Annotated in this window: 8 protein-coding genes; 2 read left to right on the plus strand and 6 right to left on the minus strand. The window is 38.7% G+C overall.

Features of this window, described 5'->3' with window-relative positions; all coding sequences use genetic code 11:
- The first annotated feature begins 13 nt into the window (after nucleotides 1-13).
- Nucleotides 14-820, plus strand: coding sequence for an inositol monophosphatase family protein (locus DCO46_RS13155; protein ID WP_116752977.1), 807 nt, complete (start codon nucleotides 14-16; stop codon nucleotides 818-820).
- Nucleotides 820-1,446 carry an NAD(P)-dependent oxidoreductase gene (locus DCO46_RS13160; RefSeq protein WP_116752978.1) on the plus strand — a complete coding sequence of 209 codons (627 nt, stop codon included), beginning with the start codon at nucleotides 820-822 and terminating at the stop codon, nucleotides 1,444-1,446. Before DCO46_RS13155 ends, DCO46_RS13160 begins: the two co-directional genes overlap by 1 nt.
- A 138-nt stretch (nucleotides 1,447-1,584) precedes the next feature.
- On the opposite strand, the gene DCO46_RS13165 is transcribed toward DCO46_RS13160, so the two are convergent.
- The 6 genes from DCO46_RS13165 to DCO46_RS13190 form a co-directional block, all read right to left on the minus strand.
- Nucleotides 1,585-2,085, minus strand: a complete 501-nt coding sequence (locus DCO46_RS13165) for a DinB family protein (RefSeq protein WP_116752979.1) — start codon at nucleotides 2,083-2,085, stop codon at nucleotides 1,585-1,587.
- Nucleotides 2,086-2,097: 12 nt separating this feature from the next.
- Nucleotides 2,098-2,598: a YbhB/YbcL family Raf kinase inhibitor-like protein gene (locus DCO46_RS13170; protein ID WP_116752980.1), complete on the minus strand. Its 501-nt coding sequence runs from the start codon at nucleotides 2,596-2,598 to the stop codon at nucleotides 2,098-2,100.
- 94 nt (nucleotides 2,599-2,692) lie between these two features.
- Nucleotides 2,693-3,508 (minus strand): helix-turn-helix domain-containing protein, encoded by an 816-nt coding sequence (locus tag DCO46_RS13175; RefSeq protein WP_116752987.1) that lies wholly within the window; start codon nucleotides 3,506-3,508, stop codon nucleotides 2,693-2,695.
- 383 nt (nucleotides 3,509-3,891) lie between these two features.
- Complete coding sequence (locus tag DCO46_RS13180) at nucleotides 3,892-4,809, minus strand: type IX secretion system membrane protein PorP/SprF (protein WP_116752981.1); 918 nt, start codon at nucleotides 4,807-4,809, stop codon at nucleotides 3,892-3,894.
- 46 nt (nucleotides 4,810-4,855) lie between these two features.
- A complete protein-coding gene (locus tag DCO46_RS13185) occupies nucleotides 4,856-17,503 on the minus strand; it encodes a gliding motility-associated C-terminal domain-containing protein (RefSeq protein WP_116752982.1) in 12,648 nt (4,215 codons plus the stop codon).
- A gap of 337 nt (nucleotides 17,504-17,840) precedes the next feature.
- Nucleotides 17,841-20,141, minus strand: coding sequence for an arylsulfatase (locus tag DCO46_RS13190; RefSeq protein WP_165828945.1), 2,301 nt, complete (start codon nucleotides 20,139-20,141; stop codon nucleotides 17,841-17,843).
- Between the last annotated feature and the right edge of the window lie 47 nt (nucleotides 20,142-20,188).

Below are 20,188 nucleotides of genomic sequence, written 5' to 3' on the forward strand. Positions count from 1 at the left end.
TACTTTAAATTATATGCAAAATCAAATCAATATCCCAATTATACTCGATGCAGTAAGAAAAGTGGGTGATATCTTTTTAAAAGACTATAAACAAAATGTGATTCCACAAAACATGAACGATCTTTTAAAACAATTAGAAAATATCGACACATTGTGCCTTACTTCTTTAAAACAAGATCTATCTCTGGAGTTTCCAAATATACCCTGGCATATTGGCGACGAGTTTGATACCGATTCACAAAGAAATCCAACTCAACAAGAATGTTACTGGCTTTGTGATGCCATGGATGGTGCTATTCAGTATCTGCAGCATATTGCAGGATGGACAATAAATCTGGCACTTATTCATGATGAAAAACCTGTATTTTCTGTGATTTTTGATCCTTTAGCCAATGAAATATTTTGGGCAGAAGATGGACAAGGTGCTTTTATGAACGGTAAATTATTACAAAATAGCCGTAAAACAGATTTGGCAGTTATGCTTGCTGTTTTTGAATACGGCCATCAGGATAAATCATATAATGATTTAAATAATAAAATTGGTGCTTCTGTAACGAAACTGCTCCAAAATTTTGGAATCGTTAGAAATTACGGACCACATGGTTTACAACTGGCTTATGTCGGCGCAGGCAGGATCGATTTGTTTGTTCAGGAAGACCTTGACACTTATAACTGGATTGCAGGATTACTCATAGCCAAAGAAGCAGGAGCCGAAATCCTGACAACCGACGGAAATCCATGGAAATGGGGAAGTGAAAGTTTACTGGTTGCACCGAAAAGTATCACAGAAAAATATTTACAAATTAAAGTACAGAAATAATGAATATAGCAATTATAGGAGCCGGAGCCGGAATAGGATTACAAGCCGTAAATCAAGCACTTGCAAAAGGACATTTTGTTACGGCATTATCCACAAACACAGATCAGATTCCCAATCATCCTAATCTGATTAAAATAAATGGAAGTGCTGTATCTCCGCTAGATTTAAAACATGCTATTGGAGGTTCTGATGCAGTACTGATAACAGTGGGGACAAAAAATAAAAAAGCAACTACACTGTTTTCTGATATTGCCACTACATTAATTAAGGTTACAAATGATTTGAATTTCTCTTCACCTGTTTTGGTTGTCACAGGTTTTGGAGCTGGCGAAAGCAAAAATTATTTAAGTTTTTTTATGCGGACGGTTATTTCCTTATTCCTGAAAGAACAGTATGTAAATAAAACGATAATGGAAGAACTAATTACCAAAAGTGCAGTTAAATGGGAAATCATAAGACCCGGAATGCTAACAGATGCCGCTAATACCTCAAATTATAAAGTGATATCAGGACTTCAAAAAGGAATGAAAGTTGGTAAGATTTCCAGATTCGATGTTGCTGATTTTCTAATTACGGAAGCTGAAAATCCCAAACTGCTTTTCCAATATATAGCATTGACAAATTAATGGATCAAAATATAGTAACAGCATAAATGCCGTTACTATATTAAAAACAATTAGTTTTTTCTTGTCATACAGTGGAATAGTTTTAATTGGAGCTGCCTCAAATTTTGTCACAAAAAGTTATGGCCGTTTTAACATATTTTATTTTTGATTCAAAATAAAGTATGTAGCCAGATCGATGGAAGAAAGATTTGTAAGGCCGATTTGACGCAATAAGGTTACCAATTGCCCTCGATGGTAGGTAGAGTGATTAACAATATGAGAAACTGTTTGCCAAAATTGCATTTTTCCCTCTCCTCCACGCGGATAACTAAAAATGACATCTTTCAGATAATTATCTTCAGGGCATTCATCAATGAACTTTTTCATTCCTTTCGATGCTTCTCTCCATATATTGATCAAATCTTTATTAGTCCCATTAAAATCAACTGCTAAAAAAACAGGAACAGGTTCACACTTCCAAAAGTCTATCCACACTTTTTCAGCACTGGCAATATGAAGTGCTGTTTGTCTAATGCTGCTAAAGCTGCTAGTAATATTTTGATTCCATTGATCATCATTTAATTGGTTTAACCACTCTATAACTATAGTATCTGCCCAAATAGTGTAATCAGCCAACATTCTAAAATAGTCTGCATTCATTGAAAAATCAAATTAGTTATTATTTTTTCCATAGACTAGTAGTGAGGCTTTAGCAAGGGTTGCAAAATGCATATTGAAACCTACAAAAGCCGGAGTTGCATTTTCATTGAGTTCAAGTATCCTAGCCAATGCATGTACAGTTATAAGATAACGATGTGCAGGGCCTTCTGGCGGAGCTGCCCCCGCATAGCCTGGAAAACCCATGTCTGTATTGCTTTGAACAGCACCATCAGGAAGCAATTTCTTTTTAGTATTTCCTGCATCTGAAAGTATTTCCTGTACGTTAGAAGGAATATTAAAAACTATCCAATGCCAAAAGCCACTGCCAGTTGGCGCATCCAAATCATACATTGTTATTCCAAAACTTTTTGTTCCCTCAGGAGGATTTTCCCAATAAAGCTGAGGAGATTGATTTTTACCGGTAAATCCCATACCGCTAGCGAAATGCCTGTTTTCCAATTGACCTCCAAGCTCTATACTTTTCAAAGTAAATGTTTGTTTTACTGTTTCCATAATTGTATTAATTAGTATTTGAATTTTATTCAAAAGTACTTCCGAAGAATGGAACCGGTCTAGGGCTTAACGTTCAAAAAGTGTTGCTAAACGTTCAATGTGTTAATTGGTATTGTTTGGGTGTAACTCCGTGTATTTGCTTAAAAGACTGGATAAAACTCGAAAGGTTTTCGTAGCCTAGTTCCAGATATAACTCACTTACTTTACAATCGCCTTGTTTAAGTAAATACGCCGCCTTTTCCATCCTCTTTTCCAATAGCCATCTGTTTGGTGTAGAACTAAAAATTTTAGCAAAGCGTCGTTTAAATGTTGACAGACTCATGTGACATAGAAAAGCCAGTTCTTCAACAGTAATTAAGGTATCAATATTTCCAGTGACTGCCTGACGTATCAACAACTCATCATCTGCCCCGTCACTAACGTTCCGAAGCTGCTGGATTCTTAGGGGATAATGATCGGTTAGATATAAAAGTAATTCTTCCAATTTTAGTTTTTGCATTTGCAAGGATAAAGGCTGACCTGATGCTAACATTAAACCTAAAGAATCAGTAAAATTCGTTAAGAAAAGATCTTTTTCAAATACCAAAAAAGCATCTTTCTCTTTTGTGTCAGCTAAAACATGTTTTTTTTGAGGATGACGAATGAAAAAATCAGCCAGCAGCTGATTGTCAAAAAATAACAAAATGCTTCTGTAACGTCCGTTAGGCGCGGCAATTTTTTCACTCATAAGGCAATTTCCTGATGAAAGTAAAAAAAACTGATCGGAATTTATCTCAGCTCTAGTTCCGGCATATTGCACACTTTTTTGACCTTCCAACAAAAAGCTAAATAGATTTTGATTTAACTGGATCTTAGAATTAATATTAATTACATCAGAATTATATTTAATGATAGAAAGCTGATCCTTCATATTCTTTAAATTCGAAGATTGATATTTTTTGATTAATTTTTGATTCCCGAAATGAACTAAAAGAAAGCATTTTAAGTCAATACAAATGTACAATAATTTGGATTGAATGACTCATTCTTTCAAAACGTGCTTTGTATTAATGTTTTTTATTTATAACCAATTCGTTTAATAAAAATTTCACTAAAAAAAAATGGTTATCGAATATAGGAGTTTTCCACAAAATGGACTTGGTAAAATTACTGTATCCTAATTCATAAGCATTTTCACTAACAAACATAAGGCTGATAAATTATCTTTAGCTTTCTCAATTTAAGCAGGCTGCTAAATAATCTGAAGAAATATTCAACATTCCTACCTTTTAAACTTCCATAATATTATTCAATTTAAAAGAAACGCGGCGTTGTCATTTTATTGACATTTTTAATGAATTCATAACGCAGAAATATCTCATGTGAACCCGAATTATAATTATTCAGTTTTGTGGTTTCACGATCATAACCATAACCTATATAAAGACCGTCCGTTATCTGAAATCCCGCCATGGCACTAACTGAAGCGCTCCATCTGTAGGCTACTCCGACAACAAACTTTTCAACAAACATAAAATTAGCCGAAATATCAACCTGTAGCGGCGCTCCTTCTACCATTTTGGCCAGAATTGCAGGTTTGAATTTATAATACTCATAACTATCCAGATTAAATACATAACCTCCCATTAAATAATAATTAATTTTATCCTTATAAATTGCGATGTCATTATCATCGTAACGATTGGTTTCGATAAAATTGGGAACCGATAAACCGATATAAGCCTTATCTGAATGCCAATAAATTCCTGCACCAACATTTGGAGAAAATTTATTGTCCAAATCCTGAAATTGCGGATCCCCCTGATCTTCAGGATTTAATTTATTAATGTCTAAATTGAATAAATTGGCTGTTCCCTTTATGCCAAAAGAAAGCTTGAAATTGGCAGATGTCTGAACTGTATAAGAAAAATCCAGTGAGAGGTTATTTTCATTCGTAGGTCCGATTTTATCATTTACGAGCGAAATACCTACTCCTAAATTGCTGTTGTTTATAGGTGTGTTGACAGAAAAACTGCTGGTTTCCGGGGCTCCATCCAGTCCAACCCATTGTGTTCTGTATAAACCGAAAATACTCAAAGCTCCTCTGGAACCTGCATAAGCAGGATTTATATTGATTGCATTATACATATACTGTGTATATTGCGCATCCTGCTGTGCATAACCGGCAATTGTGAAGAATATAATGATCAACGCAAATAATGTAGTTTTCATAACAGCTGTTTTTTTATTTAATCAATTGATATTGAATCTTAAAAAATTAATTTCCTGATAAATACAGATAACCTGTTTGGCTCACTGGTTCATTCAAATAGGTTATGTATGTAATTACGTAGAAATAGGTTCCGTTTGGCAGTCGTTTTTGTCTGTTGACTGTTGCTCTTCCTTCAGAAATTCCTTTAAACGCTATTGATTCATTATCATAGCCATAAGCATCATAAACCAAAACTCCCCAGCGGTCGTAAATTTGCACGTAAGCTTGAGGATAACATTCAATTCCATCAATTTTGAAAATTTCATTTATCCCGTCGCCATTTGGTGAAACGGCATTGTAAATGATGACTTTGCAGACATTTAATGGTAAAATCGTTGGATCATTCTCCAGATTAGAGTTATCATCAGAAAGATCGGTTGCCGTTAATTCATCCAGGGTTACAGCCTCTGCTTCAGCCTGATTTTCTACAAATCCGGCCTCAATATCAGCAGCAGTTAAAACATAAGTGCCTTTAAATATAGTGGAATTGGTTTCTCCCTGACTCAAAATTATAGGTCCACCACTAATCGTGATTCCTGGTTTGGGGTCTTTTACAACAACATTTACCAAAACAATATTTCCTGTATTGGTTAAGGCAAAATTGTAGGTTACGGTCTCTCCTATTTCTGCATAACCATTTTTATTTTCATCATTAAATACTGCTGTTTTAATAAGCGCAATAGATGGGTTAAGCGTTAAATCGACAACCGTCGGATCATCATCTCCAGTTAAAACCGGATCTGTACTGTCTGAAACATCAATAACAGAATTTCCTTGCGGATCATCACCAATAGCCAGCGCTGTGTTTATTACTTCTCCGCTCACAACATCCGCAGCATTTACGGTATATGAGGCAATAGCCGTTCCGTTTTCTCCAGGTGCTAACGTACTTGGTGTAACCACAATTGAAGTAGCTGTCAGCATTGGATCCGTTATTTCAACATTGGAAAGAGTTACATTCCCGGTATTTCTAACGGTAAAGTTATAGTTGATTACAGACCCGACTCCTCCGGTTCCTGTTAGTTGTCCTCCTTTAATTAATGTCAGATCTTTAAACTGAATAACTGGCGTAACGGTAGGATCGTCGTCTCCTGTTAGCGTTGGATCATCACTGTCTGATAAATCCTGAATAGCAGTTCCTGATGTTGGCTGTGCTGTTACCAATGCCTGATTTACAACAAATCCTGAATTGATATCAGCTTGTGTTAAAACATAAGTGGCGGTATAATTTGTTGTGTTAACGTGCCCAGCAATTAATGTTGCAACCGGAGTTCCTGAAATTACCGCTTTTGGATCTGTAACGGTTACATTGTTCAGATCTATTGAGCCAGTATTAGCGATAAGGAAGATGTAACGGATTAATTCTCCGGGCTGTGCATAACCATCCCCGTTCGTATCTGAGAAAACGCCTCGTTTCACTAATGTTATTTCAGGCTGCACTACTGTCAGCTTAATGACAGCCTGATCACAGTTAGTTGCATTTAGATTTTCACAGATTTGATAAACAATTGTATATATTCCTGATGATGTACCCGCCGGAACGCTCACCAATCCTGTGCTTGTATTTAAATTTGGAACTGCTCCGCCGGAAATTGCATCTGCAGGCGAAACTACATTTATTGTTATTTGTGATAATGCAGGCGCAGCATTATCTAATAAATCGTTTGTTAAAACATTTACGACATTTACTGCTCCGTCTAAGCCATTAATTCCTGATGCTGAATCGTCATTGGCAATTATTGGCCCTGAAATTACGGTTACAATAATATCCGCCTGACTACAGTTTGCCGGATTCAATTTCTCGCAGATTTCATAACGAATGGTGTATGTTCCGCTTGGGGTTCCTGCCGGCACGTTTAAATTTCCCGTAACGATATCCAGTGTTGGCACAGGACCTGCATTTATTGGTGTTGCTGGTGTTACGGCTCCAATTGTAATTTCTGCTAATTGCGCTGCAACTCCATTGAGATTATCATTTGTTATTGCATTTATTACATCGGCCTGACCGTTAAATCCATTTACGTTTAAAACAGTATCACTATTAGCTTCAATTACTGCAGCAGTTACAGTAATAAACACAGTTGCATCATCAAAATTTGATGGATTTAAATTCTCTGAAATTCGATATTGAATAGTATACAATCCTGCCGGAGTCTGAGGTGGGACACTTATAATTCCGGTTGCAGTATCTAAAACCGGAACGTTTGGATTTCCGTTTACTGAATTTGCAGGATTTAAAATAGTTATCGTAATCTGGCTGATGTTTATTGCTTTTATTTTTGCTGTTTTAGACTCTATTGATGAATCATCGAAAGAATCATTATCAAGAACATTGAATGCATTTGATGATCCTGTATACCCGTTTACATTAAGATCAATGTCATTATTGGCAATTATTGTAGCAGCAATTACCTGAATAACAATATCTGCCTCACTGCAGTTTGCGGGATTTAATTTTTCGCAGATGCTGTAATGAATGGTGTATGTTCCCGATGAAGTTTCTGCCGGTACATCTACAATTCCGGTTGTTGTATTTAATACCGGAACCGGATTTCCTGAAACATAGTCTGCTGGTGTAGCAGTGCTTATAGAAGTTATATTTATTTGTGCTAATTGAACTGGGGTTCCGTTTAGTAAATCGTTTGTAATAGCATTTATAACATTGGTTTCCCCTTTGTATCCGTTTATACCTGCTACATTGTCGTTTACTGCAAGAATTGGCGGCCCAGCAACAGTAACATAAACCGTTGCATCATTACAATTTGCCGGATTTAATTTCTCACAAATATGATATGTAATTTCATAATCGCCTGCAGGAGTTCCTGCAGGAACGCTGACCATTCCGGTTAAAGGTTGTAAAACGGGTACTGAACCTCCGTTTATAGATGCTGCAGGAGTATCTACCGTGATATTAATGTCATTTAAACTTGCTGCTATACCGTTAAGTGTATCATTTGCCAAAACATTTATGGCGTTTACAGTGGTTACATAACCATTAATATTAGCCACAGTATCATCATTTGCCTGAATTAAAGGTGCTGTAACTTCTATTGTAATGATAGCCGTATCGTTGTTGGTAAGATTTAATTTTTCGCTTAAGCGATACGTTATAAAATAATTCCCTGCCGCTGTACCTGCCGGAACACTTACATTTCCTGTCAATGGATTTAAAACAGGAATTGGGCTTCCGTTAATGGAAGTTGCGGGAATTAAAACATCTGTCTGAACTTCCGAAAGTAATACCGGAATACCGTCCAGAGTATCATTATCTAAAGCATTTATAACATTTGGATTTCCTGCAAAACCGTTGACAGGAGCAAAAGGAACATCATTTTCTGCAATAATTGGTGCCGAAACTACGGTAATGGTAATCGTTGCCTGATCGCAATTGCCTGTGTTTAGGCTTTCACAAATCTGATATACAAATTTATATTCTCCTGCAGGTGTTTTTGGCGGTACACTAACCAGTCCTGTTGCGATATCAAACGACGGAACCGGACCTCCATTTATGGCACCAGGAACAGAAATAACAGTTGTAGTTATGGTCGAAAGATCAAGCGTTCCTCCATTTAGTGTATCATTATCATAAGCATTTAAAATATCTGCTGCGCCAGAATAACTGTTTACGTTTGCAACTGCATCATCTGTAGCTATAATTTCTGGTGCAGTTACATTTATTGTGATTATGGCATCATCACAATGACCCGGATTAAGGTTTTCGCACAATTGATATTTAATCTGATATTGTCCTGCCGGGGTTCCTGCAGGAATATTAACGCGCCCTGAAGCTACAATCAATTCAGGAACTGGTCCGCCGTTAATTGGTGCTGCGGGAATTAAAATTGTCGGTGTAATTAAACCAACTAAAGTTATATTGACGGCAATTCCGTTAAAAGTATCATTACCGGTATAAGCGTTTATAATATTTGCAGCACCCTCATAGCCGTTTACATTATTAATGACATCATCATTAGCTACAATTGGTGCCGGATCTACTACAATGGCAATACTGGCATCTGAGCAATTAGAAGGATTCAGTTTTTCGCAAATATGATAGGTGATGTAATAAGTATCTGCGGGAGTTTCAGCAGGCACGCTGACCCAGCCCGTTGCAGGACTCAATATAGGAACATTTGCTCCCGGATATAAAGGAGTTGCCGGCAGTTCCTGAGTAATAATTATTTCATCAAAATTGGCAGAAGTAATTGCTGTTCCGTTTAAAGTATCATTTGTAAGTGCATTTACAGCATTTACCTGCCCGATAAAACCGTTAATATTTTCTACCCAGTCATCATTGGCATCGATTATTGTCGTTCCTACCTGAATCAAAATACTGGCTGTATCGCAGTTTGAGGGTGAGGCAATTTCGCAAATCCTGTATCTGATCTCATAAAGTCCTTTTACGGTTCCGGCAGGGACATCGACATTTCCTGTTGCAATATCCAATACCGGAACTGTTGTAACAAGCGGATCAATAGGCAATGCCGGATTTACAAGCGATATTTGAACATTTGATACTGTAACCGGCAAACTCGCCAATCTGTCATTTGTTAAAGCATTAATCACATTAAAATTATCGACATAACCGTTTACAATAAAAGGCACAATATCAATTCTTGCATCGATTCCCGCAGTAGTTACATTAATAATCTCTGTAGTTGTAGAACAATTTGAAGGATTGGCTGTTTCGCAAATCGTATAAGTTAAAGTATAATCATCTGCCGGAGTTGCCGGAGCTACCGAAATGGTATTGGTTAACGGATCGAAAGTTAAGTAGCTGGAAATTGAGTTTATAGTCACCGTAATATCTGACGTATTTACAATAACACCATTTATAGTATCACTATCTAAAATAGTCTGAGTTCCGGTATTGCCTCCCAAATCTCCCGAAATTGAGGCAAAAGTTTCAGGAACAGCACAAACTCTGTTAAAAATAGTAAATGTCGTTCCGCCGGATATACAAGTATTCAAACCGATTCGTCTCACATAAATAGTCTCATTGCCGGGAGGCAGTCCTGCAAAAATATTACTCGCCTGAAAAGTTATTCCATCAATACTATATTCATAACCTGTTCCTAAATCCGGATTCGTTATGGAAATTATTCCTGTAGCGTTAGTACAAGAGGGTTGTTGGATTACTGATCCAACTGGTGCTGCCGGAATATCAAACACATTTAAGGTTACCTGATTTGAAGCCGTCTCACAGCCCGCCTGCAATTGAGAAATTACAACTCTAAAATATCGGTTTCCCGCTGTTGTATAAACTGGTGTTGTATATGAAGCCGTTGTTCCTCCCGTTCCATCAGTTACATTACTATAAGGCCCTGCCAAAACCAATGCTGTCTGCCATTGGTACAATAAAGTTCCTGACGGAATATTTCCAAAAGCCGTAACTGTAAAAGTATGCGTTTGGTTGGTACAGACTTCATCATCTAAAGGTTGTAAAGTTATAATTGGAGATTCAAAAACATCTACTTTTGCAGCAGAAGAATTTATAACTCCACAACCCATTCCTGAATCTGTAACTTGTAATCTGTAAAAAGTATCTGCGGTTACAATTCCTGTCGTATAGGTCGGTGTATTTGCTCCCGATCCATTGGTTACATTTGCCCAGCCCGATGTTCCATTTAAAGATTCCTGCCATTGATACGTATAATTTCCTGAACCGTCTGCAGCTCCTGATGTCATGGTAAATGTTCCGCCTTCGCAGATATTCCCTCCTGTTGGCTGTGTGGCAATTGTCGGATCCGGAATTACAACTGCCGAAACCACATTTGTAATAAGTGTACAAGCTGGTGTAGCAGAAGTAATCAGGGCTCTAAAATAGGTTGTGGCTGTTAATGGCCCGGAACTATAATTTGGAGTTGTCCCTCCTGACCCTGCAGTAACATTTGTCCATCCAGTTGAACCATCTGAGGAGCTTTGCCATTGATAAGAGAATGTTGCGGAACCACCATTTGCGGAAGCTGCTGTTGTTAAAGAAACTGTTCCGCCGGTGCAAACTGTGGCCGGTACAAGTGGCTGTGTTGTTATGGTTGGAATAATTACTGCGGAAATATTTGAAGTAACCGGATCACATCCCTGAGTTCCATCTGAAATAACAACCTGGTAATAATTATTTTGCGATAAAGCCGGAGTTGTATATGAGGCTGAAATTGCACCAGGGATATTTGTATAAGGACCTGTCAATACTATCGCATTTTTCCATTGGTAATTATAATTTCCGGAACCGCCGCTTACCGTTACATTTAATGTTGCTGTTGAACCACTGCAAATATTGGTTCGTTGTACAGGCTGCGTTGTGATCGAAATATCAGATAAAACAATAATTATCGCTACAGAAGAGGTTATCGTTGTGCAGCCATTTCCTGTTGCCGAAACATCGACTCTGTAGTAGGTTGTCTGTGTTAAAGCCGGAGTGTTATAAGTCGAAGAGGTAGCACCTGAAATTGAAGTAAACGTATTATTATCTGTACTGCTAAACCATTGGTAATTTAAACTCGGGGTACCGTTTGTGGCTGTTACAGCCAAAGTATAATTTCCCCCTGAACAAATAGTCGTTCCGGTTGGCTGAACCGTAATTGTTGGATCAGGAACTACAGTTGCCTGTGCCACATTAGAAATTATAGTACAATTTGTTGTTGATGAAGTAACTACACAGCGATAAAAAGTATTCACTGATAATGCTCCCGAAGTATAGGAATTTGTTGTTGCTCCGGTTCCATCCGTAACATTTGTCCAGCCTGATGTTCCATTCGCAGAATTTTGCCATTGATAAGAAAGTGTACCTGTACCTCCGTTTAGCGAAGCCGTAATATTTAGATTTACAATTCCTCCAATACAAATTGTTGTCGGTATTGGTTGTGTCGTAATAGTGGCAACTATAACCGGTACTGCATCTGAAAAAGTCTCACAACCACTAGGAGATTGTCTAATCTGCACTCTATAATATAAAGTTGCGGTAAGTGAAGCTGTTGTGTAAGTATCTGTATTTGCACCTGTTCCTCCTGTCACATTACTCCATCCTGTTGAGCCGTTAATTGAGCTTTGCCATTGATAACTCAAAGGAAAAACAGCATTTCCTGAAGCTATAACACTCATTATATGGGTATTGCCAGAACAAATTGTATTCCCTACAGGCTGTTGATTAACAACCGGATCAGGGTCTACAACGACCAGGGCATTGTTTGATGTTACTGAACCACAACCATTTCCCGCAGCAGAAACTTCTACTCTGTAAAAAGTGGTTGAATTAAGCGCAGGTGTTGTATAGGTACTTGAAGTTGCTCCTGATATTGGAGCAAAATTAGAACCATCCGGACCACTGTACCATTGGTAAATTAAACCCGGTACTCCACCAGTTGCCACAACATTTAAAGTATGGGAACCTCCTACACAAACAGTTCCATTTGCAGGCTGAACCGTAATGGCAGGATCAGGCACAACGGTTGCTGTTACTACATTTGAAGTTAAGATACAATTTGTAACTGAAGACGTTACCAGGCATCTGAAATTTGTATTTCCTGTTAAAGGATCTGAAGTAAAATTTGGTGTATTTGCAGATGCATTTGTTTCATTAACAAAACCGGAGCCTGAATTGCTTTGCCATTGGTAACTTAAACTTCCTGAACCTCCGTTTAGAGAAGCTGCAATGGTTATATTTACTATTCCGCCAACACAAATTGGGGAAGGATTTACAGGTTGTGCCGTAATTATAGTAACATTCACCAATGCGGAATTTGAAAAAATTTCACAGCCGCTTCCTGTTTGCGATATTCTGGCTCTAAAATATAAATTGGATGTTAAGGCTGCGGTTGTATAATTCGTTGTACCTGCTCCGGTTCCTCCTGATACATTTACCCAATTTGAAATTCCATCAACAGAACTCTGCCATTGATAATTAAGTGTTCCGGCGGACAGGTTTGTCGTTGTTGCGGCAACAGTCATTGTATGAGTTCCACCTGAACAAATTGTATTTCCAATCGGCTGTAATGTAACTAACGGATCTGCAATGATTGTTAATTTGGCAACATTACTTGTAATTTGAGTACATGAATTAAAAACATTTACTCTGTAAAAATAATCTCCAATTGTTAAATTGCTGTCTGTTGTGTAAGAAGCCCCTGTCTGACCTGAAATATTGGTCCAGCCGGAAACTCCGTTTGGCGAGCTTTGCCATTGGTAACTATAAGGCGTTAAACTTCCTGAAGGTGTTGTAGTTAAAGTCAACGTTCCGCCTTGGCAAATAGTGGTATCGCTTGTTAAGGCAGAGGTTATTAAATTAGATGGTTTTTGGATATTTACCTCATCAGAATATGGTGCACAAGATCCGCTTGAAATTGTCCACTTAAGTCTCGTTTGTCCTGCTGAAATCCCTGTAACTGTTGTATTATATAAGTTTGGATTTGTTATAACGGCAGTGTTTCCGGCGTTTAAAACAAATGTCCATGTTCCCGTTCCTGATGACGGATTATTTCCTGATAAAGTTGTTACTGAAGTATTACAAATCGTTTGATCAGTTCCGGCATCTGCCAAAGGCGGCAATTGATTAATTGTAACGGTAACATCACTTGAACTTGGTACACAGGTTCCGCTTGAAATAGTCCATCTAAAAACATAAACTCCTGCTTGTGTACCAAATACTGCTGTAGCCGGCGAAGCTGCATTTGCAAATACCGCTGTTGTGGCTCCGGAAACCTGTGTCCATAAGCCGGTTCCAACTGTTGGTGTATTTCCATTTAAATTTACCGGTTGAAATTGACAAACTGAAATTGGTGTTCCGGCATTCGATGAAGATGGCAAAGGATCAACTATTAAAACCATGTCATCAAAAAATGTACAGGAAAGATTAGTCGCAGTCCAGCGTAGTATATAAGTTCCGGCGCCATTGGGCGTAAATACAGTATTGGGATTTGCAGGATCTGAAAAAGATCCCAAAGCCGGTCCGTTAAATTGAGACCATGTTCCGGTTCCCACAGTAATTGGATTAGCTGATGAAACTGCAGTTAACGATTGACAAATCGTTTGATCAGGACCCGCATCCGGAGTTGTCAAATCTGCTGTAACCGTAATTTGAACCGTATCTGTTGTTGGCGTACATATCGTACCGTTAGTAACTGTCCATCTAAAAACATAAACTCCTCCCGTTACTGTCAGATTGGAAACTCTTGTATTTGGTGATATTTCAGAACTAAAAACAGCTGTCGTTGGGCCTGAATCCTGGGTCCATTTTCCAGTCCCAACAACTGGAGTCGTTGCTGTAAGAGTCGTTGTCGATCCACAAATTGTGTTATCTCCGCCTGCATTTGCAAGCGATGGCGCATCTGAGTATACAACACGCACCTGATCTGAGCTACTACAGCTTCCAGAACTGACTTTCCAATTGAAAACATAAGTTCCAAAACCTGGATTACTGTATATTGCATTAGGATCTGAAGCATCAGAAAACGTTCCAACATTCGGTCCGGACAAAATAGTCCACTCTCCGGTGGTTCCTAAATCTGGTGGAGTTGCTGTAAGCTGAATTTGCTGAACAGGCAAATCTGCACCACACAAACTTTGATCTGTTCCCGCATTTGGGGCAGTTGCCACACTTCCATTAATTATTACGCTAATATCATCAAATGTTTCAGGACAAGATCCCTGAGCTGCAACTGTATATCTAAAAACATAAGTTCCCGGAATCAAGCCGGTTACTGATGCACTGTTATTTCCTGTTGATGTTATTGTGGGTGTATTTGGTCCCGAAACATAACTCCAGGTTCCTGTACTTCCATTGTTTCCTGTTAAGTTAAGTGGTCCTTCTAAACAAGTTGCATAATCTGAACCTGCAGCAGCTGCTTCGGTTACATTTATGGCAACCTGATCTTTACTTTCAGGGCAGTTTAATCCGGTAGAAGTTGTCCATTCTAAAATATACTGACCGGTTATTAAATTAGACAAAGTTGAAACTGCTGAGGCTGCATCAGAAAAAACAGGTGAATTTGGTCCGCTTATTAATGACCAAATTCCACTTCCTATACTTGGCGGTGTTGCACCAAGCGTAACACTTGTCTGATTACATGTTGTCTGATCTGCTCCGGCAATTGCCTGAGATGGTGCTTCATTAATATTTAACTGTACCGAATCTGAAGAGGAAACACAAACACCTCTTGAAATTGTCCATTTGTATACCCATGCGCCCGTTGTTAACCCGGTAATCGTTGTTGTCGGATTTGAAGGATTTGTAATTACCGGCCCGTCACCCCCACTTACAAATTCCCACAAACCGGTTTCTCCGGCCGCAGGTGTATTTGCGGTTACTGTTGCAGTGCTTCCGCAAATGCTCTGATCTGCTCCTGCCTGAGCAACAGTTATGCTTGGAGCAATTGTAATGCCTACGGTATCACTATCATCAGTACAGCCAACTCCACTAATCGTCCATGTAAATTCATAATCACCGTCACTTAAACCTGTTACCGTAGTATTATATTGACCGGGATTTGTTATTATTACCGCAATACCAGAAGTCTGAACCCATGATCCTGTTCCGGGAGCCGGATTATTTGCAGCTAAGGTTATTGTTGCAGTTCCTGCAGGTAAACATTGGTCCGGGCCCGCATCAGCGTTAGCTCCTTGCGAATTATTGGTGGCAACTGTAACAGTATCTGACGATGTATCGCAGCCATTTGCAATTGTCCAGGTAAAAGTATAAGCCGTATTTTGTGCTAATCCTGAAGCTGTTGCATTTGGGTCATTAACATTACTAAAAGTTATTGCTGTAGCCGGAGACACTGTCCAGGTTCCGGTTTCACTGCTCAATGTTGTATTTCCCTGTAACTTAACTGGTATACCGTAGCAAACAGACTGATCATTTCCTGCATTTGCCTGACTTGGTATTGCATTCGAAACAATAACCTGTGAAATACTTTGTGTAACATCACAAGCTGCTCCTCCAGAGATAGTCCATCTAAATTCGTATCGTCCATTTACTAAAGAAGAAACAGTGGTTGTAGGATCTGCTACATTAGAAAAAACAGCTGTAGAAGGGCCTGAAACCTGAGACCATTTACCCCTTCCGCGTGTCGGGATATTTCCTGCCAAAACCGCTGTAGTTAAATTACATCCCAGATTTTGGGTTGTTCCGGCATTTGAACCTGCAGGTTGTGCCGATGAAACTATTGTAACATCATCATAGACGGTTTCGCAAAGACTTCCCGGATTTGGATTTTTGATGACCCTGACAATATAAGTCCCTGAAAACAATAATTGATCCACATCAAAACTATTGCCCGAAAAATTTACTAAAGGTGTTGGATATGAAGGATAAGGAGGGTTCAAAAGAGGGGGCACAATTGGTTCGCTGACGATCTGCCAACTGGTCTGTCCGCTTCCAACTGAAGTAACCGGAATTGTAGCGGTAAAAACATTACAACCTAATTCCTGATCTGGCCCTGCTGTTATTGCTATCTGGTTTTCTAAAACTATAGTATGGGTTCCGGTACTTACGCAATTGGTAACACTATTGGTTAAAGTGTATAAAAAAGTATAGGTCCCCAAACTTGTCATTCCGGTAACCAATGTCGAAGGAGAAGTTGGATTTACAATAGTGGATGCAGGTCCTCCGGTTTGTGTCCATTGTACTGTTTCATTTACATATAATGGTATGGTACCTTGTAAAGTCGTTGCTGTTCTTCCGTCACAATAGTACAATGATACACCGGCAACATTAGTAACGTCAGCAGTTGGCGCAGGAACTGTAACGGTTACGTCATCAACTCCGTTTGCACAAGTTCCTGCCACTGTCCATCTAAAAACATATGTTCCTTCAACCAGTCCATTTACATTGGTATTATTAGTATTCGGATTTGAAAAATTAGGAATATTTGGTCCCGAAACCACTGTCCATGTTCCCTGTTGTTGTCCAGGAACAGTACCTCCAAAACTGCCATTTAAATTTACACTTTCTGTCGCCGAATAACAATTAGAAAGAGTAATGTCAGATCCTGCCGTAACAGGTTCAACACCTCCTAAAGTTGAAATGACAACCTCATCAAAAGAGGTACAGCCCGAGGATGTATTTGATATGGTCCAAACCAGGATACTACTTCCGGAACTGGTACCGGAAACCGTAATTGTTGTATTAGGAGAATTTGGATTATTTATGGTGATTCCGGCATTATTTGGGCCTTTGATAGTCCATGTTCCGGTTTCAGAAGTTCCGGGTAAATTTCCATTTAGCGCATACGTTCCCTGACAATATGTTTGATCTGTTCCTGCATTTGCAAAAGTTACAGGCAAAATAGTTATATAAACATCATCAAAAACTGTTGAGCCATCTGCACATTGAGCCGTTAATCTGAATCCGTATGTATTTCCCGGTGAAGCTCCTTTTACTAAAACCTGAACTAAATTGGGAGTGGTTATGTTAACTGCGTTTCCCGATATCTGGGTCCAAAATGGGTTTTGCAAATAATCAGCTCCAACATCAGCATTGGCAGTTCCAAATAAATAAAACTCATCTGGCAGCAGTTCTAATTGACCACCCGGACACTGGCTTCTGTCTGCATTTGCATTTACTGTACAGTTTTGAGAAAATGTATATAATGGAAAGAGAAATAAAATTAATAAAACTTTTTTCACGTCAAAATCAATCAAAAAGTAAATTAATTTCATCTCTTTTGTGTTTAAACTTAAAAAAATTGATGCGAATTCTTTGGATGGTCATCTGAGCAATCAGTCATGATTTTGGGTTCTGTATAAGCATTACGTTTCTGTTTTTTGAACCTCCAAATGCTAAACATAGAACTACAGAATCAACCGGAACAAAATTTAGGAATAGTAAAATTAAAATATTGCATTCTAAAAGGTTATCTTAAAATGGTTGCATATCCAATGATCTTGTTCCATATTATAAAATGAAACGATATATGATCAGAAACTTTAAAAGTAAAAAGCCTTTAAACATTGCTGTTTAAAGGCTTTTCTTTTTTGAAAACTTCCAAAAAACATTTTACTCTCTCGACATTTTCACTTTAAATTCATGTTCTATATTTTGATAAGCATCATTGCTTACGTCATAAACTACTTTTGCAATCCTGCCTCCATTAAAATCGAATTTGGTTTTATATTGCTTGCTAACAGGATCGCCACTGTCACGTCCGATACATAAACCTTCTCCTGAAAGAGAATAATGGCCTGCCTGAGTACGAAAAGGTTTTTCGTCTACTACTTTATCATCTACATAAAGCCTCATTTTACCTAAAGTCTCATTTTTATCGCTCATTTTTTCTTTTACAAATTCAACCCCGACAATGTGTTTTCCATTTGCCGGAACTGAAGTGCTTAAAACCTGCTCGGGTGCAAGACCAAGGAAATTGTAGACATAAGTCAGTTTTCCGTCTTTTGCAAATAAACTGTACCCTCCAAAACGGGATCCCTGAGATACTATAACGCCTTTTGTATCGTTTGTGAAATCTACTTCGGCCAGAATTTTAAAAGAACGCCCAAGCGTTGGTGCGGCGGAAGCTTCCGGTATTTCTGTTGTTCCCGGATAATAAATGAACCTGCCGTCTGTCGGAATTTCCTTGTGGTATTCCAATTTATGAAATTCCGGTATTGAAAGATCATTTAGCGGCAGAACGTTATATTTTTTTGCCTCATCCATCCATACCTGTTGCATCTCTTTTACTTTTTCAGGATATTTTGAAGCAAGATCTGTAGATTCTGAACGATCTGCATCTACATTATACAGCTCCCATTGATCTTTATCGAAATTTCCAATATTTACAGGCAAAGCACCATGAACTGCCGTAGCTTTCCACCCGTCTTTCCAGATTCCTCTTGTACCTACCATTTCATAATACTGCACTTTTTTGGCGGTTGGTGCTTTTGCATTATCAAAACTGTATTTCATCGAAACACCTGCAAGTGGTTCCTGTTTCACACCATCAACTACATCTGGCATTGTTAAACCGCAGGCTTCCAGAATGGTTGGAACAATATCAGTGCAATGATGATACTGGCTTCTCAATTCACCTTTTGCTTTAATTCCTTTGGGCCAGCAAATTACAAGGGGATCAGCAGTACCGCCACTGTAACCTGAATATCTTTTAAACATTTTGAACGGTGTCGAAAATGCTGCCGCCCATCCTGTTGGGTAATGATTGTATGTATCCTCTGAACCCAGTTTATCAATCATGCTCAAATTAACTTTCATATCATCCGGATAGGCATTAAAAAAATTATTCTCATTTACCGAACCGTTTGGAGAACCTTCTGCAGAAGCTCCATTATCAGCACAATACATAATCAAAGTATTATCAAACTGACCGGAGTCTTTCAGGTATTTAATTACACGACCAACTTCTGCATCTGTAAATTCGGAGTAAGCAGCATACACCTCTGCCATACGACTAAATAATTTTTTTTCTTCTGCCGAAAGACTGTTCCAGGGTTTTACAGAATCTCCCTCAGAAAATTTGCCTTTTGGCATAGGATTTAAAGGGGTGAGTTTTGTTCCTTTTGGCATAATGCCTTTATCGACCATGCGTTTAAGTACCCAATCTCTGTAAGCTTCGTAGCCGTCATCAAATTTCCCTTTGTACTTCGCAATATAATCAGCAGGTGCATGGTGGGGCGCATGGTTGGCGCCGGGATTGTACCACATAAACCATGGTTTATCCGGCTTAGATTGTTTTGAATCCTGAATATAAGCAATTGCTTTATCGGCTAAATCTTTGCTTAGATGATACCCGTTTTCAGGTTGCGAAGGCTGATCTATAAAGTGGTTATCTTCTATAAGGCTTGGATACCACTGATTTGTTTCCCCTCCAATAAATCCATAAAAACGATCAAATCCAAGTCCAAGAGGCCATCGTTCTTTTGATGAAGCCATATCGAGAGCGTCTACAGGCACGTTGTGGTTCTTACCGATCCAAAAGGTTGACCATCCGGCTTCACGCAATACGGTTGCAAGCGTGGCATTTTCTTTTGGAATATGGCCACTGTAACCCGGAAATCCAACTGCAGATTCTGATATAGAGCCAAATCCGTTTTGATGATGATTACGACCTGTCAAAAGTGTAGAACGGGTAGGCGAACATACCGATGTGGTGTGCCATTGTGTATATGTGATTCCATTTTTAGCCAGTTCATCCATCGTTGGCATATTGATTCGGCCGCCATAAGGTGACCATGCGGCAAAACCAGTATCATCATATAAAATGATCAGTACATTTGGGGCGTCTTTTTTTGCTTTCGTTTCAAGAAATGCAGGCCAGTCGCCTTTAGAATCCCGGATATCGAGTTTAATATCTCCACCAAATGTTTTTCAGTCTTGTTTTTTAGGCGGATTCTGTG

The sequence above is a fragment of the Flavobacterium sp. HTF genome, from assembly GCF_003105115.1.
Taxonomy (GTDB): Bacteria; Bacteroidota; Bacteroidia; order Flavobacteriales; family Flavobacteriaceae; genus Flavobacterium.

Excerpts from the sequence above, each read along its gene's own strand:
- DCO46_RS13155 (WP_116752977.1), top strand. The coding sequence starts at position 14 with ATGCAAAATCAAATCAATATCCCAATTATACTCGATGCAGTAAGAAAA.
- DCO46_RS13160 (WP_116752978.1), top strand. The coding sequence starts at position 820 with ATGAATATAGCAATTATAGGAGCCGGAGCCGGAATAGGATTACAAGCC.
- DCO46_RS13165 (WP_116752979.1), bottom strand. The coding sequence starts at position 2,085 with ATGAATGCAGACTATTTTAGAATGTTGGCTGATTACACTATTTGGGCA.
- DCO46_RS13170 (WP_116752980.1), bottom strand. The coding sequence starts at position 2,598 with ATGGAAACAGTAAAACAAACATTTACTTTGAAAAGTATAGAGCTTGGA.
- DCO46_RS13175 (WP_116752987.1), bottom strand. The coding sequence starts at position 3,508 with ATGAAGGATCAGCTTTCTATCATTAAATATAATTCTGATGTAATTAAT.
- DCO46_RS13180 (WP_116752981.1), bottom strand. The coding sequence starts at position 4,809 with ATGAAAACTACATTATTTGCGTTGATCATTATATTCTTCACAATTGCC.
- DCO46_RS13185 (WP_116752982.1), bottom strand. The coding sequence starts at position 17,503 with ATGAAATTAATTTACTTTTTGATTGATTTTGACGTGAAAAAAGTTTTA.